The 22,157-nt window shown below is 66.1% G+C and carries 20 protein-coding genes and 2 pseudogenes; 9 read left to right on the forward strand and 13 right to left on the reverse strand.

Annotation, left to right across the window (positions count from 1 at the left end):
* Positions 1–539: 539 nt before the first annotated feature.
* The 4 genes from OG788_RS46155 to OG788_RS46170 all read right to left on the reverse strand — a co-directional run bounded on the left by OG788_RS46155 (position 540) and on the right by OG788_RS46170 (position 4,900).
* The gene (locus OG788_RS46155; protein WP_406368439.1) at positions 540–1,625 is read right to left on the reverse strand and encodes a hypothetical protein; all 1,086 of its coding nucleotides are present in this window, start codon (positions 1,623–1,625) and stop codon (positions 540–542) included.
* Positions 1,626–1,953: 328 nt separating this feature from the next.
* Positions 1,954–3,036: a M14 family metallopeptidase gene (locus OG788_RS46160; RefSeq protein ID WP_406368438.1), complete on the reverse strand. Its 1,083-nt coding sequence runs from the start codon at positions 3,034–3,036 to the stop codon at positions 1,954–1,956.
* Between the two features lie 2 nt (positions 3,037–3,038).
* Positions 3,039–3,359 carry a hypothetical protein gene (locus OG788_RS46165; RefSeq protein ID WP_406368436.1) on the reverse strand — a complete coding sequence of 107 codons (321 nt, stop codon included), beginning with the start codon at positions 3,357–3,359 and terminating at the stop codon, positions 3,039–3,041.
* On the reverse strand, positions 3,356–4,900 hold the full coding sequence (locus OG788_RS46170) for a S8 family serine peptidase (protein WP_406368434.1): 1,545 nt from the start codon (positions 4,898–4,900) through the stop codon (positions 3,356–3,358). The genes OG788_RS46165 and OG788_RS46170 overlap by 4 nt, the downstream gene beginning before the upstream one ends.
* Before the next feature lie 1,222 nt (positions 4,901–6,122).
* Between OG788_RS46170 and OG788_RS46175 the strand changes: the two genes are divergently transcribed.
* The 5 genes and pseudogenes from OG788_RS46175 (at position 6,123) to OG788_RS46195 (ending at position 10,490) form a co-directional block, all read left to right on the forward strand.
* Positions 6,123–6,653, forward strand: a complete 531-nt coding sequence (locus tag OG788_RS46175; RefSeq protein ID WP_406368432.1) for a bacterial transcriptional activator domain-containing protein — start codon at positions 6,123–6,125, stop codon at positions 6,651–6,653.
* Positions 6,654–7,077: 424 nt separating this feature from the next.
* Positions 7,078–7,281: pseudogene (locus OG788_RS46180) on the forward strand (IS5/IS1182 family transposase); the annotation flags it as partial.
* A 103-nt stretch (positions 7,282–7,384) separates the two neighbouring features.
* Positions 7,385–8,329, forward strand: coding sequence for an RNA polymerase sigma factor SigJ (sigJ, locus tag OG788_RS46185; protein ID WP_406368430.1), 945 nt, complete (start codon positions 7,385–7,387; stop codon positions 8,327–8,329).
* A gap of 111 nt (positions 8,330–8,440) precedes the next feature.
* Positions 8,441–9,637 carry an NAD(P)/FAD-dependent oxidoreductase gene (locus OG788_RS46190; protein WP_406368428.1) on the forward strand — a complete coding sequence of 399 codons (1,197 nt, stop codon included), beginning with the start codon at positions 8,441–8,443 and terminating at the stop codon, positions 9,635–9,637.
* A gap of 544 nt (positions 9,638–10,181) precedes the next feature.
* Entirely contained in the window at positions 10,182–10,490 is a 309-nt protein-coding gene (locus OG788_RS46195) for a hypothetical protein (RefSeq protein ID WP_406368426.1), read from the forward strand.
* Positions 10,491–10,510: 20 nt separating this feature from the next.
* On the opposite strand, the gene OG788_RS46200 is transcribed toward OG788_RS46195, so the two are convergent.
* Positions 10,511–11,278: a transposase gene (locus OG788_RS46200; protein ID WP_406368424.1), complete on the reverse strand. Its 768-nt coding sequence runs from the start codon at positions 11,276–11,278 to the stop codon at positions 10,511–10,513.
* A gap of 66 nt (positions 11,279–11,344) precedes the next feature.
* Here OG788_RS46200 and OG788_RS46205 point away from each other — a divergent pair, with 66 nt between their 5' ends.
* Both OG788_RS46205 and OG788_RS46210 read left to right on the forward strand, forming a co-directional pair.
* Positions 11,345–11,890 (forward strand): hypothetical protein, encoded by a 546-nt coding sequence (locus OG788_RS46205; protein WP_406368423.1) that lies wholly within the window; start codon positions 11,345–11,347, stop codon positions 11,888–11,890.
* A 116-nt stretch (positions 11,891–12,006) separates the two neighbouring features.
* Positions 12,007–12,318, forward strand: coding sequence for a hypothetical protein (locus OG788_RS46210; protein ID WP_351549066.1), 312 nt, complete (start codon positions 12,007–12,009; stop codon positions 12,316–12,318).
* Between the two features lie 14 nt (positions 12,319–12,332).
* Here OG788_RS46210 and OG788_RS46215 read toward each other — a convergent pair whose 3' ends face one another.
* Complete coding sequence (locus OG788_RS46215) at positions 12,333–12,545, reverse strand: hypothetical protein (RefSeq protein ID WP_406368421.1); 213 nt, start codon at positions 12,543–12,545, stop codon at positions 12,333–12,335.
* 337 nt (positions 12,546–12,882) lie between these two features.
* On the opposite strand from OG788_RS46215, the gene OG788_RS46220 reads away from it, so the two are divergent.
* Positions 12,883–13,524 carry a transposase gene (locus OG788_RS46220; RefSeq protein WP_406368419.1) on the forward strand — a complete coding sequence of 214 codons (642 nt, stop codon included), beginning with the start codon at positions 12,883–12,885 and terminating at the stop codon, positions 13,522–13,524.
* A gap of 172 nt (positions 13,525–13,696) precedes the next feature.
* Positions 13,697–14,134 (forward strand): hypothetical protein, encoded by a 438-nt coding sequence (locus tag OG788_RS46225; protein WP_406368417.1) that lies wholly within the window; start codon positions 13,697–13,699, stop codon positions 14,132–14,134.
* A gap of 126 nt (positions 14,135–14,260) precedes the next feature.
* Here the strand turns inward: OG788_RS46225 and OG788_RS46230 are convergent, their stop codons facing one another.
* The 7 genes and pseudogenes from OG788_RS46230 to OG788_RS46260 form a co-directional block, all read right to left on the reverse strand.
* The gene (locus OG788_RS46230; protein ID WP_406368415.1) at positions 14,261–14,407 is read right to left on the reverse strand and encodes a hypothetical protein; all 147 of its coding nucleotides are present in this window, start codon (positions 14,405–14,407) and stop codon (positions 14,261–14,263) included.
* A 1,952-nt stretch (positions 14,408–16,359) separates the two neighbouring features.
* Positions 16,360–17,097, reverse strand: a pseudogene (locus tag OG788_RS46235) (DUF2637 domain-containing protein); the annotation flags it as partial.
* A 152-nt stretch (positions 17,098–17,249) separates the two neighbouring features.
* Complete coding sequence (locus tag OG788_RS46240; RefSeq protein WP_406368413.1) at positions 17,250–20,573, reverse strand: hypothetical protein; 3,324 nt, start codon at positions 20,571–20,573, stop codon at positions 17,250–17,252.
* Positions 20,573–21,022, reverse strand: a complete 450-nt coding sequence (locus OG788_RS46245; protein WP_406368411.1) for a TadE/TadG family type IV pilus assembly protein — start codon at positions 21,020–21,022, stop codon at positions 20,573–20,575. Before OG788_RS46245 ends, OG788_RS46240 begins: the two co-directional genes overlap by 1 nt.
* Positions 21,022–21,468 (reverse strand): TadE family protein, encoded by a 447-nt coding sequence (locus tag OG788_RS46250; RefSeq protein ID WP_406368410.1) that lies wholly within the window; start codon positions 21,466–21,468, stop codon positions 21,022–21,024. The genes OG788_RS46245 and OG788_RS46250 overlap by 1 nt, the downstream gene beginning before the upstream one ends.
* Before the next feature lie 5 nt (positions 21,469–21,473).
* Positions 21,474–21,878 carry a TadE family protein gene (locus OG788_RS46255; protein WP_406368408.1) on the reverse strand — a complete coding sequence of 135 codons (405 nt, stop codon included), beginning with the start codon at positions 21,876–21,878 and terminating at the stop codon, positions 21,474–21,476.
* A gap of 20 nt (positions 21,879–21,898) precedes the next feature.
* Positions 21,899–22,114, reverse strand: a complete 216-nt coding sequence (locus OG788_RS46260; RefSeq protein WP_266766103.1) for a hypothetical protein — start codon at positions 22,112–22,114, stop codon at positions 21,899–21,901.
* Between the last annotated feature and the right edge of the window lie 43 nt (positions 22,115–22,157).

Below are 22,157 nucleotides of genomic sequence, written 5' to 3' on the forward strand. Positions count from 1 at the left end.
GAACTCCAACCCGCGCTCGCTATAAGGGAGATCACGGGGCCGGGTGGTCGCGGAGCCTTTCACACGGGACGAGGAGACCCCGCAAGCCGGGCAAGTCCGGGCCGAGGCACTCCCTGTGGCCGGGTGGACTCGGCGGCCACTGTTCTCACACTGTTTGACCTGTATGACGGACACTCCGTTGAGGTCCAGCACCAACGTCGTATGGTTGACCAAGCCCCTGGCTGCGCAGTGATTTTTCTGCACAGAGAGCAGAAATGATCACCCTGAACCGCGGTCGGCTGAACTCCCAGGCCGGCAACTGTCATGCATGTCAAGGACCATGACAGTCAGTCAGTGCACATACCGAGGCTCACCCACCCAAGTTTGGAGACCCCCCGTTAACAGGACGCCTCATCAGTTTGCAGCGCTCGGTGGAGTCCCTGTGCCTGATCCCGGGTCAGGGAGCGGGTGTCCTACGTCTGATAGCGTTTCGCGGGCCCGCGCGTCGACCAAGCGGGTTACAAGATGCTGCGAAGCGCCGAAAATGACAGCCCAGGCCACTATTTGCGGGCTGGAATCAGATCGCTCAGACCGGGAATGAACCCACCTCTGATGAGCAGCACTCCTATGAACGCCGTCAGAGCCCCGGTGGGGAATTTCAACAGGGCCGCCGACAGTGGCAGCATATAGGGACTACTCGTCCCCTGAATCCGACGCAAAGAAGCAATGACCGTGAGCGCTGCGCCAGCCAGCCCTGCCGCCTCGATGACGAGAACATCGACATGCTGAGCGTAGTGACTCGGGAGATACTTCGGCTTCCGCGCAATCTCTCCGGAAGGGCATGCGGCGATTCCCTTTCCCTCGGGGAGGAAACACATGTTTAGCGAATGGGGGCAGAACCAACCCCAGACCGCGAGTCCACTTGCGCCAAGGAGGACGAAGAAGGTGGCAATCCGCAGAATCACACTGAGGCTGCGAACCCTACTAAATTCGGCATCCAATGCATCGTATGAGGCGTCCAAGGCGACGACAAGGAGCCCGCGGTCCCCCGGCAGTGCCCCATCCACCACCATGCGGTCCGCGACCGCCTCCGCTCTCAGCCGAAGCGGGTCGCCTGGGCGAAGATGCTGTTTAACGTGGCTCAGTACGTCAGCGCTTCGGCTGATCAGGTCTTCTTCTGAGCACAACTTGAGCAGCATCACGTCGGTCGCGCGCGCATTGGCCCACGTCCTCTCCAGGGCTGCGGCTCCGGAGAAGAGGCGACGCTGCGCGGAGATCGCAGTTCCTGCCTCTTCCAGTTGCCGGGCGATCCCTTCCAACGTCCTTTCTCTCTGACATTGATCAGTTCGACTATCAACCGCCCGGCACCTTTCGCGATCTGCTTGCTGTTCCAGGTAGAGAATTCGTGCGGCGGCTCTCTCGCGCCAGACTGTTTTATGAACTCTGAACAGCCTCATGGGCAATTTGGGGAGCTGAACCACATTTTTTCGTCGATTCGTCTCGTATGCGTGATCACCCTTAGATTCGGCTGATATTAGAAAGCGTCCGAGCAAGAGCGAAGTGACCCACAAGAGAATGAAGATGAATGCGCCTCCTCTGGGCTTCTTCGGACTTTCTGTACCGTTGAAAGCGTTCCTGCTGGTCATCGCAACCTCCAGCAAGGGGTCCTCGTCCGAGCGCAGTACGGATAGCCGTCAGGTGCACGCAAGAGCAGGGTGCGTAACGAAGGTCAGTTCGGATCGGGCGGAGCCGTACGACGGCATCGAGGTTAGTGAGCTCTTTCAGCATGGCCACAGACGTTAGACCCGCCCGCAGGCCACGGACCTCCCTGAGAGAGTTGGCGACCGACGAACCGCGGCCAGATGAAGGCGCGGTGCCGGATGCGACACGCCCTTTGCCGAAACCCGTACAACCCTTGCCGACGGTGCCCTGAGGGTGAGGAACTGGCGAACTGGACAGGCGCGTTCTGGGTCGCTACACGCTATGAGTGACCTCGGGAGCGATCAGTGCGAGTGCCATCAACGCGGCCGAGACCTCCTGGATGACCTGTTCGGCTTCGCTGAAGACTGGTTGGAACGTGTCACCGCACTCGATGGTGAATCCGAACACCTTCGTAGCGGTCGGGTCGGTGAGGTGCCGGCTGTACGAGTAGTCGTCGCTCGCCCCCGAGGTGGGGTACAGCCCGTACGCGGCATCGACCCCGTAGTCGACACCACGTACTGCACTCACCGCGTCGTTCATCCCCTCCGCCAGTTTGACCCCGATCTGCAGGTCTCTCTCGGGAATGAACTCGCCGATGCCGTCGTCCGGCCGCCCGCGCACCGCATCAAGATTGGGGTTACGGAAGTTGTCGGTTGGGGTGACGGACTGGTTCTGGTCGGAGCCCCAGTTGTGCAGGATTGCCGGAAGCGCACTGTGGACGTCGACCATCCACTGGATTTGTGGATGGTTGTCGAGAGCCCAGACCACGTTGCGGGTTTCGGGCTCCGACGCTGCCGCAGGGCCTCGGTAGACTTGCAGATCGCACGGGTTGTCTGACGTATGGACATCTGCATTCGGGGCGAACTTCGTGGTGTGATCCCAAAGGAAATCGAAATTCCTGTTCAGGTCCACTCCCACGCATGAGGAACCGGTGAACCCGGCAGGTGCCGGTCGGCGGTTCTTCCGCCACGTTGGAGAGGTGGTCTGACTGAAGGCCCGGCCGTCTGGGTTGACGCAGGGGAAGAAGAACAGATTGAGGTTGTCCAGGACCTGCGTTACCTGGGCCGCGGTGAACGTCGATGCTCCGTAGCCGAGTCCAGTGGCCGAGTCGTGTGCCTCGGGTAGGTCTGCTGCCAACGAGATCAGCGCGTCGGGCGGCACCCACTCCCGGGCGTGCATCCCGCCCAGCAGCAGGATTCCGGGCACCTCGTCGGCCTGTCGTGTTCCCACCCGCAAGAGCCTCGTTGTTCGGCCCTCGTGAGTGTGGTGGGGCGGAGTGATGATCTCTGTCGTTCCGGGGTGGGCGTCGTGCAAGTTGGTGACCGCTGATTCGATCTCAGTCACGTTGAGATACATGATCACTCCTTCCTGCCCAGACCGTGGGGGACGGCGTCCCGGTCTGCGAAGCGGTCAGCGCTGCCGACCTCTTCCTTCCGGGTATGCCAGTTCTCGGTGACGTTCTCTACTTCGGTGATGTTCACCAGCGGTGCCGATCTAGACGCTCTGGCCTGCCCGAGTTGGTCCTGGCGGAAGTAGAGGTCCAGTTCGACGCCGGCCTGGGTACGGTGCGCGATGGCGCGGCAGCCGACATCAGGCTGTGTCTCGTGGAGGAACTTTCTGAGCGTTTCGGCGTTCTCGGCGACGACGTGGCAGCGGATAACCGCGGGTTCCTCGCTCATGGGTTCATCCCTTCGGCGAGTGCGACGGCCTGGGCGGCGTTCACCCTTCCGAAGCCGTAGTCGTCGTTGTGACCGGCCGCGTTGTACTGGACCTCCGGTCCTCCGATGTGGTCGGCAGACTTGTGCATCACCTCGCGCAGTTCATCGCGCGTGAGGTGGGGGTTCGTCGAAAGCACCAGTGCCGCGCACCCGGCCGCGCACGGAGCGGCGAAACTGGTGCCCGTGTTGGTTCCCCAACCGCCGCCTGACGTGGTGCTGACAACTTTGACGCCGGGGGCAATCAGTTCGACCTCCGGGCCGCGTGCCGCGTTGTCCTCCAGGTCTTGGTTGGTCGACCGCACCACGGCGATCACGTCCGCATGGGAGACCACTTCGTCCTTGGAGATGTCAACGTTGTGGCCATTGCTCGCCGCCCAGAAGATCGCCAGCCCCTTGCCCTGACGTCCATTCGTGGAGGCGAACTTGAGAGCAAGGTCCAAAATACTGGTCAGATCCCAGTCCGCGCTGTTCGGGCCCAGGCTGCTGACCAGGATGTCCGCTCCGTTCCCGGGGGCGATCCCGGGGACCTCCAGCGAGGGGTCGGTCGCGTATACCACGGCGCGGGCGAGGGTCGACTGGGTGCCGACCTGGTCCGGCAGACACGCCACTAGCATCAGGCTGCACTCGGGGGCCGCTCCCGAACCACCCGCCCCGTTGTTGTGCCGGGCCCCGACCATGCCGACGCAGAAGGTGCCATGACCGCTGTCTGGCATCCCGGAGGTGCCTTGGACGAAGACTGTCCCTCCCGCGCCATTGGCGAGGAAACCTGACAACGGATCCACTCCGGGGGCGAGGTCTGGGTGCCCTACGTCGAAGCCGTTGTCGATGACGGCGACTCGGATCCCGGCTCCGAAGGTACGGTCCCACGCCGACTCGATATGAACGTCGGCGTCCGGCGTACCGCCGTTTGTACCGACGTTCCTCCATTGCCATTGCTGCGCGTACCGGGCGCCGGCGGGCCTGAACCGGCCGGGGACATGCTCGATGAGCGAAGGCTCGGCGAAGACGAAGCGGTCGTTGCCATGAAGTTCGACGGAAGCGGCGAGGGCGTCCGGCCACGCGACGGCTTGCACCTCATACAGATTCTCCGCGAAGCGGAGTTTGTTGACGACGGTCAGACCAGCCGCCTCAAGCTCGAGTTCGGCCTCGTACTGCGAGAGCGTCGGCTGCAACTGGACAGTAAGCGCGTCGGTCGCAATACCGATTCTGCCGTTGGGTCGCCGGATGACCTTGCCAGCTCCTTCCGTCCCGGGGATCTCCTCGCGTGCGGTGAACGCTTCGCGGGTCCGCCGATTTGGCCTGACGAATATCCAGCTAGCTCGGGCGAAGACGTCGGCCGTCTCGTCGTCGACGCCAGCCTCGCGAACCTGCTCGCGGGCACTGCTCCCCAGTTCTGACTCCACCTCAGCGGCAGCTCTGCCGAGGCTGTCCTTGACGGCAACTACATCGTCGAGTTCTTCAGCCTCAACGAGATGGCCGCGCAGGTAATACTGGCGTGACATGGCACTCGCCTCTTTATGTCGAGTGAAAACCCTGGTCGGTGACGGTTTGGCCCGCAGCGAGGGAAGTGAACCTCATGCTGCAGGTCCGAGGGGCTCGGGGTTCGCCGGGCGGCCCCCAGTTCCTGAACTACGGCACTGGGGTGGGTCCGACCACCTATCGTGGTCCCGAGCCGTATACCGGCACCGAGCCCGAGGCCTCGGAAAGCTCGGTGCCATCCCGTAACAGATTTCCCATCTCGATGAATCAGCCTGTCGCTGGATGGGTAATCCCAGAACCTGTTAATGAGCCCATGACGAGTTCATCGCTCTCGCGCAGGGCGTCCGGGCAAATTCCTTGAGCGGTCGCAGCATCCCTGACCTGCGCAGTGAAGATCTGCGGTCCTTGAGCTGCCTGAGGGATTCGAGAATTGAATCCGACATCGCTTTTCCCATGATCTGCACGACGGTCTAATACGCGTCGCAGCCGGCATCCGCTTCATTTGCTCGTATTGCTACCGCCTGACTGGCGACCATCACTTTTCCTTTCTGAGGATGCTTGGTCCCATTCGCCATGCTTTCAGGCGATGTCGCAGAGAGTGCGGACACGATGCTTGGCTTGGCGATATCAAGCGGTGAGTCCACGGGCCCCTGCACAGGCGAGAGATCCTGAATTCCTCTACCCGTGAGCATCCCCCGCCTCTGTTCGGGCAACGTGGGGCGGATGGTGTAGTGGCGTGACTCAAGCGTTTCCGATGCATCGACTACACGTCGACGTCGCAGGAGGCAGCGACTGCTGCGGCTGCCGAAAAGGTGCCAGTGGCAGGCTGGCCCCGCCGTCAACTGCGCCAATGAGCGGACCGACCGGATGCGCTTGGCACATGCCGACGGCACAGTGGTGAACGTGTCTGGAATCGAAGCCTCGAATGAGGTATCGCTCGAACTCCTGGGTGTCTTCGAGCTCACTTGCTGCGGCAGCAGGGTGCCCCTACCTCTTGGGGCTCAGCGGCTGCTGGCTCTTTTGGGCCTGAGACCTGAGGGCGTCCACCGGAGCGTGGCAGCGGGGCAACTATGGCCTGACTACCCGTGCCACAGAGCCGCGGCCAACCTGCGCTCGGCACTGTGCCAAGGGCGGCGCCCCTGTTGTGTCACTCTGATCGACTGCATAGGCCAGCGCTTGCGGCTGTCGCCAGCGGTCCAGGTTGATGTGCTCCGGATTCGTGACTCGGCCCGACAGAGTGTCGACGTGCTGACACCGCTGCCCACAGACAGCGAGACGCTCATAGAGGCGTTCACCCGGGAACTTTTGCCGGGCTGGCCTGACGAGTGGATGCAATCGGACCGCGAACGCTGGGACCAAATGCGCCTGTACTCCCTGGAGGGCCTGGCCCAGCAGATGTTGACCGCCCAGCAGTACCTGCCCGCCCTCCAAGCTGCGTTGGCTGCAACCGCGATCGACCCGATCCGGGAGACCGCCCACCGCATCGTCATCGAAATTCATCTCGCCGAAGGCAATATCGCGAGCGCGGTGCGGTGTTACCACCAATACAAGGCCTACCTTCAGCGGGAACTCAAAGTCAGCCCGTCGCCGCAGATGGCCGATCTGTTGCAGGGATTACCATGCCTTCAACGTGACCAGCACAGTGCGCCGACGCAAGCGCCGATGCCTGCGCCTGACCGGTTGCGCGGACAGGCCAAAGCCTCACGTGCCCGAGAGGCGCCACAAAGATCCACCTCGCCTGCGACGGCAAGGGACGCCCGCTCGCGATCCTGCTGACACCCGGCCAACGCCACGACAGCATCTGCGCACGCCCCCTCCTCGAGCGCATCCGAGTCCCACGAACCGGCCTTGGCCCCGCTGCCGGCCCGATCAGGTCGTCGCCGATAAGGCCTACAGCTCCCGCGGCTTCCGCGCCTACCTCCGCCGGCGCGGCATCGCACACACCATCCCCGAGAAAGCGCGACCAGCAGCGACACCGTCACAACCGGGGCCGTCGCGGCGGTCGACCTCCGGCGTTCGACCGGCAGATCTACCGCCGCCGCAACATCGTCGAGCGCTGCTTCAACCGACTCAAAGGCTTCCGCGGCATCGCCACCAGGTATGACAAGACCTCCACCTCCTACGAAGCAGCGGTCAGTCTCGCGTCATTCCTGCTCTGGGCAAGATCCGTTTGAAGACGGGCCCTAGTCCCGCCGTTTCCGGCCTCGTGGGACGACCACGTCGACGCCCCGATGCACTGCTTGCCGACCGCGGCTACGACCACGACAAGTACCGTCGCCTGCTATGGCAGCGCGGCATCCGACCCGTGATCGCCGAACCAGGCCAACCCCACGGCTCTGGCCTCGGCGTCTTCCGCTGGGTCGTCAAGCGCACCATCGCCTGGCTTCACTGCTTCCGCCGCCTGTGCATCACGGACGGCCCAGGTCACAGACCTGGGCTCGGCTGTTATCGGGCGGAGGACCGCCTCGCCTGCCGTTCCAGGCACAGGGGCGCCTAGGATCGCGGGCATGGCCCTGATCATGAGTGATGTGGACCGGTTCGAGGCTGCCAGGCCCCGGCTGGAGGCCATCGCCTACCGGCTGCTCGGCTCGGCGGGCGAGGCGGAGGACGCCGTGCAGGAGACATTCCTGCGCTGGCAGGCGGCCGACATCGGCCGGATCGAGGTGCTCGAGGCCTGGCTGACCAAGGTCCTCACCAACTTCTGCCTCAACCAGCTGACTTCGGCCCGCGCGCGGCGCGAGACGTACGTGGGACGGTGGCTTCCCGAGCCGCTGCTCGCCGGGGACGCGATGCTCGGCCCCGCCGACACCGCCGAGCAGCGCGAGTCGGTGTCGTATGCCGTCCTCGTCCTCCTGGAGCGCCTGTCGCCCAAGGAACGGGCGGTGTATGTCCTGCGGGAGGCCTTCGACTACCCCCACCGGGAGATCGCCGAGATCCTGGACATCACCGAGGCGGCCGGCCAGCAGATCTACCACCGGGCCAAGAAGCACGTCGCCGACGGCAAAGCGCGCACCGAGGTCGACGAGGCCACCGCCCGGCGGATCGTCGAGGAGTTCCTCGCGGCGGCGACCAGTGGCCATACCGAACCCCTGATCCGCCTGCTCACCCAGGACGCCGTCTCGGTCGGCGACGGCGGCGGCAAGGTCCCGGCCCGCGCGAAGGCCTTCGAGGGCGCGCTCGCGGTTGCCACCTTCCTGCGTGGCCTGTTCAAGCCCAGCGATGCCAAGCGGAAATACATCGGCGGTGCGCCCGGGATCTACGCCACCACCGCCAACGGCGGGCCCGCGATCGTCGCGGTCGTGGACGGCCGGGTCGTCGGGATCACCTGCCTGGAGGTCACCGCGGAAGGCATCGTGGCGGTCCGCAGCCAGGTCAACCCCGACAAACTCGTCCGCGCGACCGAGCTGTGGGCTGCCACGGACCACGGGGAGGGCCCGCTCTGCACCCTCTGACGCGATGTGACGCGGGTCACGTCGCGATCCTGTCAGGAAACGCCGGGCTGCCCGGTTCAAGGGGCGACACCACGCCGGACAACGGCGCCCCGTCCAGACAGGAGCACGGACATGCAGCACCGCATCGTCGTCCTCGGCGCCGGCTACACCGGAGCCACCGCCGCCGGCCGCCTCGCCAAGAGGCTGCACCGCGAGGACGTCACCATCACCCTGGTCAACCCCGAGCCCGACTTCGTCGAGCGCGTCCGCCTGCACCAGCTCGCCACGGGCCAGGACTTCAAGTCCCGACCGTTCAGCAAGATGTTCGCCGGTACGGGCGTGGAGCTGAAGCTCGCGAGGGTCACAGCCGTGGACGTGGACCGCAGGACGGTCTCCGTCACCGGCGCCGACGGCCCGGCCGAGCTCGCGTACGACACTCTGGTGTACGCCCTCGGCAGCGGCTGGAACGACCAAGGCGTCCCCGGCACGGCCGTACACGCCGACCAGGTGGCCAGCCGCCCGGGCGCCCGCCGCCTCCGCGACCGCCTCGCCGCCCTGGAGGCCGGCAAGCCCGTGGTCGTCGTAGGCGGCGGCCTGACCGGCCTGGAGGCCGCGACTGAGATCGCCGAAGCCCGCCCGGACCTCAACGTCTCCCTGGCCGCCCACGGCGCCCTCGGCGACTGGCTCTCGGCGAAGGGCCGCGCTCACCTGCGCAAGGTGACCGACCGGCTCGGCATCGAAGTTCACGAGCACGCGGCGGTCACCGCCGTGGCGGCGGACAACGTGACGACCGCCGACGGCCGGACCGTCCCCGCCGCAGTCACCGTCTGGACCACCGGCTTCGCCGTCCACCCGATCGCCCAGAACACCACCCTGGAGATCACCGAGCGAGGCCAGATCGTGGTCGACACCACGATGCGATCGGTCTCCCACCCCGATGTGTACGCCGTGGGCGACGCCGCGCTGGCGATCGGCCCCCACGGCAAGCCCCTGCGCATGTCCTGCGCCTCGGGCATCCCCATGGCCTGGCAGGCCGCCGACGCCATCGCCGCCCGGCTCGCCGGCACCAAGGTCCCCCACGTCTCCATCCGCTACTTCCAGCAGTGCATCTCCCTCGGCCGCAGGCAGGGTCTGATCCAGTTCGTCACCGCCGACGACCGAGCGGTCGACAGCGCCCTGACGGGCCGTATGGCCGCCCTCTACAAGGAGCTGATCTGCAAGGGCGCCGCTTGGGGCGTCGCCAACCCGACGGCGGGCCTGCCGTCCCGGCGCCGGCGAGTCGTACGGCAGGAGACCCAGGACCATGCCCGGGCGGAGGCGACCGCTTGACCTTGCCCCCAACCTCTCGGTGAGCAGTCTGCTGCTGTTCCGGCTGGGCGCGAAAGGTCCGATGGCGCTCTGCCGGGCCGCCGGGCGCACCGAGTGCGCCGTCTCGAGCCGCTTTGGATGGTTTGGGGGAGAGGTGGGGCGCCGTCGTCGATGCTGGCCATGGCGAACGTTCGCGCCCGTCCGACCCGCTTGTAGCGGTCTTGGGGCAGGAGGTTGCACACGTTCAACCTGGCAAATTTTTGCCACCGTTGAGTTCGCAGCTCCGGGCCGAGTCGCAGCCAAATTTCATGGAGTTCACGGCTACACCTGGTGACCACCTGGCGAGGCGGCCTTCTGCGGTAAGGCTGGATTGCGTCGGTGGGACGCGGCGGGGCCAGGAGACACAGACCAGAACACCGGAGCTGGGACGAGCGGCCAGAGTCCCCCCGGAGGCGCAGGCCTAAGAGTTGTCCCGTAACCATCCGCGCCACTCTCGAAGAGCCCGTTGCCCCTTGGTGTGGGAGCCCAACGATCAACCGGGGAGGGCTGGGACTAGATTCTTTGCATGTCTTCGCATCTCAGTCCTGGCGCTTCGGGAGCCCTGCGACGCTTCGCTGGATGGCTTGCCCGGGGGTCGGTGGGCCACCCGATGCTGGAAGGGGTCGACTACTGGGAGGAGTTGCGCGAGTCGCCCTCCCAAATGGAGATCTGCGTCGCGATCTTTGCCAACGTCCTCGAACTTGATGACCAGGGACAACCGGTCAACGAGAAGCACGCAGAGCGCCGGGCTGCAGTCTGGCTCTACCGATACTGCACCGGGAAGCTGCCCCCCGGGGAGCCGGATATCGAGCCCTGGGAGTGTCAACTCTATTGACCGCTGGCCTGCGTGGCGGGCTATCCGGTGAGGGCAAGGTTATGTAAGCGAGCGATGCCGTGCATCGCGTGGTGCACTCCGTCGCCTCGCAGTCGGCAGTCGCGCAGGATCTTCCAGGTCTTCATCCGGGCGAAGGCGTGCTCGACGCGGGCGCGAACCTGCTTGTGGGACTTGTTGTGGGCCTGTTTCCAGTCGGGCAGAACCTCTCCCTTGCGGCGGCGGTGCGGCATCACAAGCCCGGTGCCCGGGTAGCCGCCGTCGGCGATGGTCATCGTGTTGCCGACGGCGGCCTTTGCACCGGACTCCGCCCAGGCCCGGCAGTCGTTGCGATTGCCCGGCAGCGGCCGGCCGACCACCACGACCAAGCGGGTGTCGGCGTCGATGACCACCTGATGGTTGGTGGAATAGCGATAGTTCTTCGACTGCTCGGCCACCTTGTGGTCCCGGGTAGGCACCAGGGTGCCGTCCACAATCAGTACCGCGTCCTTGGCGAACCGCTGGCGGGGATGCAGCGCGAGCCTCGGGCCGAAGTCATCGATCACCCGGTCCGCGGCCGACTTCGACACCCCGAACAGCGGGGCCAGTTGCCGCATCGTCAAGTTCGTCCGCCAGTACGCGGCGACCAGCAGCACCCGGTCCTCCAGCGACAGCTTCCACGGCCGGCCCCGGCCCGGGGAGTCGGCACCCTCACGACGCAGCGCGGTCACCAACTTGCCGAAGGCGCGCGGGCTCAGCCCGGTGAACGGGGCTATCCAGGACGGCTCGGACGCCGTGATCACACCTGACACATGCAAGATCATCGCAGAGCAAGATCACTTACGGGACAGTCCTTAGCAGGGAATTTGGTCGTCGGCTTGATTTCCAACGTCCCTCATTTCGCCGAGTATTTCGGTGTACTGTTCGACGGCGACTGCTGGAATGGAGGAGCTGGCGCCCCCGGATGCGACTATGGAACCCAATTTGACAATTGGGCGGCGAAGAACGGCTATGACGTATCCGGGGATGCGTACCAAGTGCCGACATTCTTGGCCGCTGTTTTTGCGCACAGGCCGTCAGGGACGAGGCCGAAGAATTACAATCTCCCCGGATGGAAAAAGGTGAAAATAGGCACGCCGCATATCATTGCGAATCATGCCGCGGGAGGGGTGGGTTATCGTCAGAATGTAAGAGACGTTGAGCGGAAGGGTGGAACTCGCTTCAAGGATAAGTATCATGACGATATGAGTCCTGCGCAGATTGAATCGACGATTCGTCAAGCCTATCGATATGCTGGACCCGCGCTAAAGGGGCAGCGTGAGCGCGTTAGGATGAGAGGTGTGAGCAATGGTCTGACTATCGAGATGTGGTTCAATAGGGATCTAGATTTGATCGAAACTGCCTATCCTGTGGGGCGTGGATGATGTTTTGTACGTGCGTCGAAGTGGAGTCACTGGAACGAACGGATTACGGGACTATTTGGGGGAATGTCTGGCATGAGGTCGAAGGTCAGCATTTTCCACATCAGAGATGGAATGACATGATCGTCCCGTACGTGGTTGCTCTAGCGGATGGGGTTTTCGAGGTCGCGTATGGGCGGGCGGCTGACGTGGAATTTTTCGATGGCCAGTATTCGGTCGAACTGCGGCCCACAGCGGGACGGATCCAGATCGTGCCGAAGGGAGTTCCCGACTTCATTTCGAGCGAAATGGAATACAGTGATTTGGTGGCCGACGTGACGGCGGCGGGGAGACTCCTGCTGGACGCGTGTCGGCAGCGGGGTTGGAGTCTTGACAGTGATGTTCTCCAGCTTAGGGAGATTTTGGAGAGATTGCCTCAAGGGCTCTCGTAGAGGTCACTGCATGATCATGCAACTACGCCGAAGCCCTGCCCGCTGAAGAAGGCGATGTCTCCTGCGCGCATCTTGCGAATCTGCGGCACGTTGGCGTCGTTGACACCCGGTGTGACTCCCCCGAGTTGCGCTTGCCCAACTGGAATCAGGTCATGGAGATCCGCCAGTGTTGAAGGATCGAAAAGGTTCCTGTAATCGTCGTGAGCTTGTTCCGATTTGACGGACACTATCGGTGTGGTGGTCAGGCTGCGAGTGCGGTCTCGTATTCGGCGGGACTGCGATAGCCGAGGCTGCTGTGCAGACGGTGCGAGTTGTACCAGCCCTCGATGACCCCGTTGCCCAATTCGGGGGATTTTCAGTTGATTACCGGCCCGACGGTGGGGTGGTCCAGAGGGGCGATCCTGCTGGTCAGAGGCGGGCTGGATCGATCGAAGAGGCCCTTTGTCGAGCTGGGGGTGGGCGATGTCGATGGGGGCGACTCATGGGGAAGATGTTCCTGAAGTGACGAGCGGCATCGCTCGTGCTTGATGCCATTGCGGCAAAGCTCAACAACCGTCCGCGCAAGTGCCTGGGATTCCGCACACCAGCCGAGAGTGTTGCCTTGGCCGCCACGCCGAGCGCCCCGCCACCAAGTTGGTCGGCGACATCACCTATCTGCCCACCGCGGAGGGCCGGCTCTACCTCGCCTGCTGGCTGGACCTGGCCACCCGCGAGGTCGTCGGCTATGCCATGGCCGATCACCACCGCGCCGAACTCGTCGTGGACGCCCTGGACATGGCCCATGGCCGGGGTGGGCTGGAGCCGGACTGTGTGATCCACAGCGATCGAGGCACCGAGTACACATCGACCCAATTCCGCGCCCGAATGCGGGAGTTGGGGCTTCGGCAGAGCTGCGGGCGCACAGGATCATGTTTCGAACAATGCCGCAGCGGAGAGTTTCTGGGCCCTGCTCAAGGAGGAAATCGGCACCCGGATCTGGCCCGACCCGGTCGGCCACCGCCCGCGCCGAGGTCTTCAACTTCATCGAGACCTTCTACAACCGCCGCCGCCTGTGACAAATCCGCTAAGGATCACTGCATGATTGATGCGCTGAGATGTTGGTCTAGTGATCACTGCAGGATTTCTGGTTGTTGTGACGTGTCGACCGGGGCTGGGGTTTTGGCAGAGGTTCAGGAGCCAGAGGCTCCTGAAGTGCGAGTTCAGTGATCGCTTCGGAATGTGGTGATCGTCGCAGGATTTCCTATTGCCGGGCACCAGTAGGGTGCGCGGGATGAACGTATGCGTTGAAGCCTCGTTGGATGCGGCTGCGTCGGGCAGTCCTGGGGCATCGCTGGTCCGGTGGTTTCGTGCCGCCCGCACCGGGCTGTACCGCGGCTTGGTGGAGGCGGAGACCGGGAGCGGGGGAGGGGTCGTCTCCGAAGCGCGGATCGTCCCGGACATCGACGACTTGGTGCGCCGCTTCCCCCGCATCGGGAAGATGTGGCCACAGTTCGAGGAGGAGCTTGCCGCGTTCTCGGCCTGCCCCCCGCTCACCCGGCCCGGCACCCTCCAGATCCTGCTCGCCGCCGCGCCCTCGGCCGGCCTGACCGCCGTCAAGGTGGGCGCCGTCTGGCGGGCAGCCTCCGGATTCGCGCACGGCCGCTACTGGCCCAACCTCAGGGCCTCCCAGCCCTACGCCGCCTTCCCGGCAGACAACGGCATCCACACCCTGGCCCTGGTCATTGACGAGGACCAGCACCGACCCCTGGCCCAGTACTGCAACAGCATGCTGCGCCGACTGCAGGAGCACTACACCGTGCGTGCCCAGGCCCACTGACCGAGCACGCCAGCAGCGCCCCTGCCACCCCCCGGTTGCGGTAACGCTGTTGAGCACCGACCTCACAAAGTGATTGGCCGATACGCCAGGGCCTGATCGACTACTTCATCAGCAGAAAGCTCGCGCTCAGAGCTCCTGGACGGCGCGAGGATTACGCAGCTCGTACGGGGCCCCCTTGGCGTCCAGCCACTGTCCCTCGGGCAACTCCAGGAGAGCCGTCGGGTTTTGAGCACGCAACGCCGCTCGCGTGGCAGGGAGAACCATCTCTGGCATCCCAGAAGTATCCCGGGCTTGCTGCCCGCGGCGCCCGTTCTTTCGTCGAGACGTCACCTCGGGTGAGGTATTCCGAACACGGGGAAGGCTGCGCTGGTGCCCTCTGCCGGCCTCGGACCGACGCTGCAGGCTGCCGCCGGGGGAGTGCTGTCGTGTGCCGGCGGGCGGGGCGGCTGGACAATTGGCGGCCTGCGGGAAGGTGCTGTGGCGGTGCGACCCGGAGCTGGGCGGAGGGTGAAACGCATCAGTTGCCGGAGCTGCCACCGTCACCACCCGCGCCGAACCCGCCCGCCCGCGGCTGCTGTGCAGCTTTGATCCAGTTAGTACGGCGGCGTACTCGGATACCGGACAGCATCGACGCGGCGGCCCCCAGACCTGACAGAACTGCCCAGGCCGCAGTGATCCGCCTGTCCCGCTGGTCGTCTCGCGACCGACGGCGTGCCCCAGCGAATCCGTGTCCCTCCCGCCATCCCATGCTGTACCGCCATGCGGCGGCACTCTGCTGGCCAGCGCCCGTCTGCCGCTCCCTGCAGGTGTGACGTTTCGCCAAGGACACTCCGGCGTTGTACAGCTGTCCGCAATTCGGGCACGTGAAGATGTTCACCGTGTCGCCCTCCCCTAGGCCTCAACCGTATCGGGCGAGCCGCAGGCTCAGAAGAGGCCCTTCGCCTCACTGTTGCGCGCCCGCTGTCCGTCCGATGGCCCGCTGACGTCCTGGGGTTGCCCTTTCGGTCCGGGCCCAGCCCTGGTGAAGAGCACGAGGATCAGTACGTGCTTCAGGGGGAGACAGGAACGACCTATACCGGGTGAGCCGTAATGAAGGGCGGAGCGCTACCGAGACGCCACCTGGCCATCTACCTGGCGGCGTTCCAGCGGCGTTCGAAGTCGTCGGCCTGCTTGGCGATGTCCTCGGCGGTAATGGGTCTGTTGTATTGGGCGGTGATTCCCTGCTGGGCGCAGTCCTGGGCCACGCTCTCGGCAGAGGGACTGTCCGAGCCCATCCGGTGGTTGGCCCAGACGTGGTACATACGAAAGGTGAGGAAGTAGCGGCGCAGCGTGGAGGGGCTGACGGGGTTGCCGCCGCGGCTGGTCACGCCTTCGCTGGCGAGGCTTGAGGAGAGCTGCTTGTCTGTGGGCTCCTGGCCGTGCACGTTCTGGTAGTTCTTCCACGCGAGGTAGTACCGGTCGACCACAGTGAGGGCGTTGTCCTCGCTCACGGGTGGCTGCTGCTCGTCGATGGATGCGTTCACCTTCGGGCCGGGTATCTCCTCGGCTGCGTGCGTCCCTGTGCTGGCGGCAGGCGCCACGGTGGAGGCAGGCTCCAGCGTCTCTTTCGCTTCGCCGGGGTTGGTCACTGTCTCGGCGGTTGGAGGCCCGCCGTCACCGAAGTCGCGCTGCTGGAAGGCGTGGACGAAGGTGTGGAGGTCTTGCGCGACGAGGGGTTCACCCGTCGCGGTGGTGATGCCGTCGCGCTCGAAGACGTAGCGGGCCAGGGTGGCCGCGTCCGGGTATCTGCCGTACTCATACGCGAAGTCGGTCCAGGCCCGGTAGAAGAACTCCTCCCAGTCCACGTCGTCACCGGCACGCCCGCCCTCAGCAGCGTCAGCGGTGGTGGTCGGCTCGTAGCGCTGCTGCAGGCTGGCCAAAATGGGGGAGAGTTGTTCATCGGACAGTGGGTCGCCTGCTGCTGTTGTGATGGCGAACTGGTCACGGAGGAACAGGGCGAACTGGCCCGGCGTGGGCGCCACAAGGAACTGAGCAACCCACGACTGATAGGCGTCCGCAAACAGACCACTGTCACTAGCATCCTGGAATGCCGGAGCCGACATCTGCGCCTGCGGCATCTGCGCCCATGCCCGGGCCTGCGCCTCGGTCTGCCCCGGGTTCTGCTCTGGGGTCTGCTGGACGTATCCGGCCAGCAGCTGGCTCGCCTCCAACTCCAGGTGCTCGGGCGCCGCGGGAGCGGCGGGAGCCGGGACGGACGCCTGCACCGCCACCGGCGTGGGTGCCGGCGGGAGCACGGCGGGCTCGATGCCCGCCGCCGCCAGACCGGACGGCGCCGTCTCCGCGAGCGGGACGCCGTAGCGCGCCAGGCGCAGCGGCATCAGCGACTCCACCGGGGCCTTGCGACGCCACGCCCGGCCGAAACGGGAACGCAGCCGCGCCTGGTAGACCAGCCGCTCCTGCTCCAGCTTGATGACCTGCTCGTAGGAGCGCAGCTCCCACAGCTTCATCCGGCGCCACAGCAGGAACGTCGGGAGCGGAGAGAGCAGCCAGCGGGTGAGGCGGACCCCCTCCATGTGCTTGTCGGCCGTGATGTCGGCGATGCGGCCGATCGCGTGCCGGGCCGCCTCGACCGAGACCACGAACAGGATCGGGATGACGGCGTGCATACCCACGCCCAGCGGGTCCGGCCAGGCCGCCGCGCCGTTGAAGGCGATCGTCGCCGCCGTCAGCACCCACGCGGTCTGGCGCAGCAGGGGGAACGGGATACGGATCCACGTCAGCAGCAGGTCGAGGGCGAGCAGGACACAGATACCCGCGTCGATGCCGATCGGGAAGACGTAACTGAAGTTCCCGAACCCCTTCTGGATCGCCAGCTCACGGACCGCCGCGTACGAACCGGCGAAGCCGATCCCGGCGATTGAGACCGCACCGGCGACGACCACGCCGATGAGAATCTTGTGCATCCGGCCCAGTCGTACGGTTGTTCTAGGTTTTGGTGTCACGCGCTGCTGGCCCTTCTGCATGGCTGCTATTGGTGCGTGTTGGGCTGTGCCATGGGTGGGGGTGGGAGTCTGGGCCTCGGTCTGGCCTGGGTGGCCGATCCACTGAGAAGTGATCATGGGGTGGGGGCCTTGCGGCTGGTGGTGAGGAGCTCTTGGATGAGCTGTTCGGTTTCCAGCTCGAGGTCGCAGTCGAGAGCCTGCGTGACGTGTTGGATGCGGGTGATCGCGGTGTGCAGGCCGGGCCGGTTCCCGGCCATCCATTCGACGATCAGCCAGTCCCGGTACAGCAGTTCCGCTGTCTCATCAACGTCAAGGCCGGTCACGATGGCTTTGCGTGCGGCGCCGAGATCGTAGTGAACGCCCTTCTGCGTGCGGTGGGTGGCGATGGTGTGGGCGACGTCGATGATGCGGGTGGTCATCTCCTGCTGGTGCGGCTCGGCCCACGCCGGCGCCCGAGTACCGAAGGGGCGCCCCCGCACGAGGGACAGAGCCTCCTCCAGGTCCGCCAGCCCTAGCGGACCCTGGGGCAGTGCCCGTTCGGCGAGTTGGACGAAGCGGGTCCAGTCGCACCGCACGCCGTCGGCGAGCGTGTAGGGGTCGTCTGCGTGGCGGCGGCGCGGCACGTACGCCTCGCCGTTCGCATCGTTGCCCAACGCTCGGCGCAGGCCCTGCAGACGGGCGTTGAGCGTGGCAGTCGACCAGGGACTGATCGGGTCCATATCGGCGCACAGGACGTCGGCAGTGCGGTTGGGGCGGAAGTAGAGGAGTGCGGCGAGCTGAGCGGTGCGCGGTCCATGACCGGTGCGGCCAAGACCGTCCACATCCACCGGCCCCAGCACCCGGATCTCCGGACCGCTGTCCAGCGAGACGCTCGCCTCGCCGGCATCCTCATCAGCGGGCGCCTGGGTCTGCGTTCGTTGTGCGCCGCTGGCGTCTGCCTCGCCTGTGCTCGCCTCTTCGACCGTCAGCAGGGGCTCGATGCCGCCGGTGGCGGCAGGCAATGCGTGCGCAAGCGACAGTGCGCCAGGATCGGCTGACGCCTTCAACAAGGCAGGGAACACGGCATCGTCGGCGTCCGAGCCGGCCGCTCCTGAGCCGTTTTGGACCGGTGGGGACATCGTGCCGTTGTCGCCGGGCAGATCCTCCTGCGAGCTCGGCTCGGCCCGCCGCCCCGTGGCGCTGGGCTCGCCAGGAACGTGCTGCCAGGCTCCCTCCGCCTCGTTTGCGGGCTGCCCGGAGACGGCGAGGGCGGTGATGATCTGCTGGTAGGCGGCGTGTTCCAGACGCTGCACGGTGATGTCGATGCCGAGTGGGTCGAAGCGCTGCGGTGTCTGCGCGGAGACGGCGAGGATGTCCGCCTCCGGGAAGTGACCTGCGGTGGTGCCGGTCGGGGCGATCAACGTGACCGGAATCTGCGGGGCCTTTCCCAGGACGTCGGCGAACTGCCAGGCCGTGTCGTCATCCAGCGCGCTCGCACACAGCACCACATACGGGTGGTCGGCGGTCTCGGGCATCTGGTGAACTTCCAGCAGCCGCTCGGTCAGATCACGCAGCGCGTGCGCGGGCTGGCGCATGTGCGCGATCCGGGAATTCGGCAGCAGGTGCGGGAGGTCCTCGCCGAACCCGACCGCGACAACCTCGACATCCCGCGCCCACGGGCTCATGCCCAACTCCAGCGCCAGCGACGTGCACACCTCGCTGATATGCACCGGATTGCCGTCCAGCAACACGACGGGCATCCGGGCCAGATCGGCCAGGACGAGATCACCGGACTCCGCACTGCCCACCGTGACCAAGGCCGGACACGGCGCCGCAATCGTGCGGGCCTTCTCCTCATCCAAGAGCTCGACGCCGGCATCGAGTCGCCACCAACCGGCTGCACCCGCCACGAACGGCACCTGCGGTGCGGACGCAAGGTCATCGGGCAGCACATGGACGGTGCGGGCATCCAGACGCGCAGCCCGCAGGACCGGCACCGCCCGGCCGTCCTGCTCAGCGGCGTGGACCATCGTGCGCAGCACCACGTCAAGGTGAGCCACACCGGAGGGTTCGGCGGCCGCCGCGAGCTGCGCCTCGGCGGGCGCGGTCTGCGCTGTGATGGCGATCGTCTCGCCCGGCTTGCGGCGCCTGCGCTGCAGCGTCCTACGCAGCGCGAGGGCCGCAGTAACGGCGGCCGCCAACAGCGCGCCGGCACCCACGACGGTACGCAGATTCAGCAGGCTGGTGGCCGGGGCCGGCTCGGCGCCCTCGGGAGAAGGGGTGGCGGGCTGCGATGTGGGGGCGGCGGGCTCCGCCGACTCGTGCGGGGCTGCGCTGGCGGCCGACGGCGTGCTCGAGGCTGACGGCGTCCTCGGGGCTGACGATGGGGGCGCGGCGCTCTGACTCGGCGTTGCGGCTGGCATGTCGTCCTGCCCGCCGGGGCCCTCGGAGGGCTTTTGGTCGGGCGGAGTGTGTGACGCGGAGGGCGGCTCGCTGCCGTTGCTCCCCGGGCGGTCCACCGGCGGGCTGTCCTGGTCGGGGCGGGCGCCCGGCACAGTGACGTGCTGGCCCGCATAGATCATGTCGGGATCGGTGATAGCAGGCAGCCCGTCCGGCTGCCGCTGGCCCTTGCTGGCCTCGAACAGGGCGGGCCACGCGCCGCCGTCGCCGACCTCATTCTCGGCAATCTTCGACAGGGAGTCACCGGAATGAACCGTGACGACGCGCTCGCCCTTCTCAGCAGCCACCGACGCACGCCCATCGGTCTGCGCCCGCAGTCCCTGAGGCCCCAGACTTTCAGGCATGGCCAGCTTCCAGCCCGGCTGCAGGAAGCTGTTGGACCGAAAGACGTGCCCGCCGGCCATGGCATGCCCCTCGTTCAGGTCGGCGATCTCCCGCCACCGTTCCCCATCGCCCAACTCCCGCTCAGCGATGCTCCACAAGCTCTCCGCAGGCCGCATCTCGCGCACCGTGTACGACGGGCTCGACGCCTGTGCAGCAGAAGACGCTTGGACAACCCGGGAGGACTGTGAGGTCTGAGGAGCCTGGCCAGGGACGCGGGTGGCCGAGGCGGTTGTCGCAGCCTGCGCATCGGAAGCCAGAGCCGAACCCGTAGGCAACAAGACCAGGATGCTCCCGACCAGAAGAGCAGCGGCGCGCTGCGAGGCGCCCAGCCCGCGCGGGGCCTGCCAACGGCGGCCGCGCAACTGCGCGACCAGCTCCCGCAGCGTACAGAACGTGAACTGCGCCCACCCGATCCAGCCGACCACGACCAGCACGAGCAAGAACACGGCCCCGGTGTCCTGCCGGTCCAGCAGGTGCGCCAGGTCGTCGTGACTGGACGCCCAAATCACCGGGGTGACCCAGGCCAGCAGCAGCGGCAGCCCGCCGACCGCGACGACCAGGACGAGCAGACTCACGACGGCCTTGAACAGCCGGCCAAGGGTGCGGTTGCGCATCAGGTTCCTTCGGGTGCTGTGACGCCGTGCAAGAGGGTGGCGGTGGCATGGCCGGTCACCGGCAGCGAGCCGATCCCGACGGCCGACAGGAAGGCCGTGTCGCTGGAGCCGTTCACGGTGACAGTGACCTTCTTGCCGTCACCGGACACGCTGACGGTGCCCGCGGCCCCGACAGAGCGCAGATAAGCCTGCGCGGCGGCCAGCGCGTCCTGCGGATCGACGGTGATCGCCTTGCCCGTGATGGCCCGGGCGGGATCGATGGCCTGGCCACCCGCCCGGGCGGCCTCACCCGCCACGTAGTCGGCGCGTTCGGTGGCGGCCATCTTCGCCCCGCCATCGACAGCCACGCCGATGATGCCGATCAGCGCGAGCACGCACACGGCGACGAACACCGTGACACCCCCACGGTCATCACGCGCGCAGGGGCCTATCGCACACCGGAAGATCATCAGGCCCCCCGCTGCCGGTACAGATCCACGACCGACGTCGCCGTGGACGTCAGCGTCCGGGCACCCGGCGCCCCCGGCAGCAGAAGATCGGACAACTGGACGGTGCAGCTCACCGTCACGGTCACCGTCCCGACCTGGCCCACCGGCACACTGAGGCCACCGGTGTTGACGTGCACGCTCGTTGACGAGCAGGCGATGCCCTGGTCGTTCAGGGATTCTGCTGCCGCTGCCCGCGCAGCACTCTGTGCGGAGGCCGCAGTGCGGTGGATGGACGCCTCCCGCGCTGCATCCTCGGCAGCCGCGTCAACCTTTGCGCTCGAGGTGACGATCCGCCCGCCGGCGATGGCCAGACACAAGAACATGATCAAGGACGGGAGGACGATGGCAGCCTCAATCGCGACACTGCCATCATCGCGGCGACCGCCAGGCCACCAGGCCACTCGCATACTGCTCACTCCCCTGGGACCGTCCAGCGTTCCACCGCTCCGGACGCGGACTGGGTGACCTGCAACCCGGCCACGCCAGGGATCATCGACATGGCTGTCCCGGAGACCTGCACCCGCACCCGCTGCCCGTCGCTGCCAGCAGCGACGCTGTAGCCGCGCAGGCTGTCACCCGCTGTCCGTTCCAGGACGTCCCGTGCCCGGGCCGCTCCGTCACCGGGGCCGGCCTGGTAAGCGCGGGCGACGCCGGCCCCTTCGCGGGCAGCGGTCAGGGCGATCTGCCGGGCGAAGTACCACATGGACGCCTGGACGACGGCGATCGTGGCGAGCAGTACGAAGGGGAAGACGATCGCCATCTGGATGGACGTGTCACCCCGGTCATCGCTCCAGCGCCGCCCCTGCCACCAATCCATCAGCCGTGCGGGAGCCGACATCAAAGGCCCGAGAGCTTGCCGTTGTACTTGGCAATCACCACGGCGATGCTTCCCGCGATGAGCACAGCACCGGTGACGGCAGCCACCCAGATGATGACGGTGGTCGTGCTGATGTCCCCACGGTCCGGCCGGCGCCTGGCCTCCTCCAGCCCGTCCTGCAGACGGCTCGTCAGCCAGTACACGGCACGGTACGTGCGGGCTGCGGTGTTCCTCATGATCTCTTCCTCTTCCTCTCTGAAGCATGGGTGGGTCGACTTG

The sequence above is a fragment of the Streptomyces sp. NBC_00647 genome, from assembly GCF_045207245.1.
Lineage (GTDB): Bacteria > Actinomycetota > Actinomycetes > Streptomycetales > Streptomycetaceae > Streptomyces.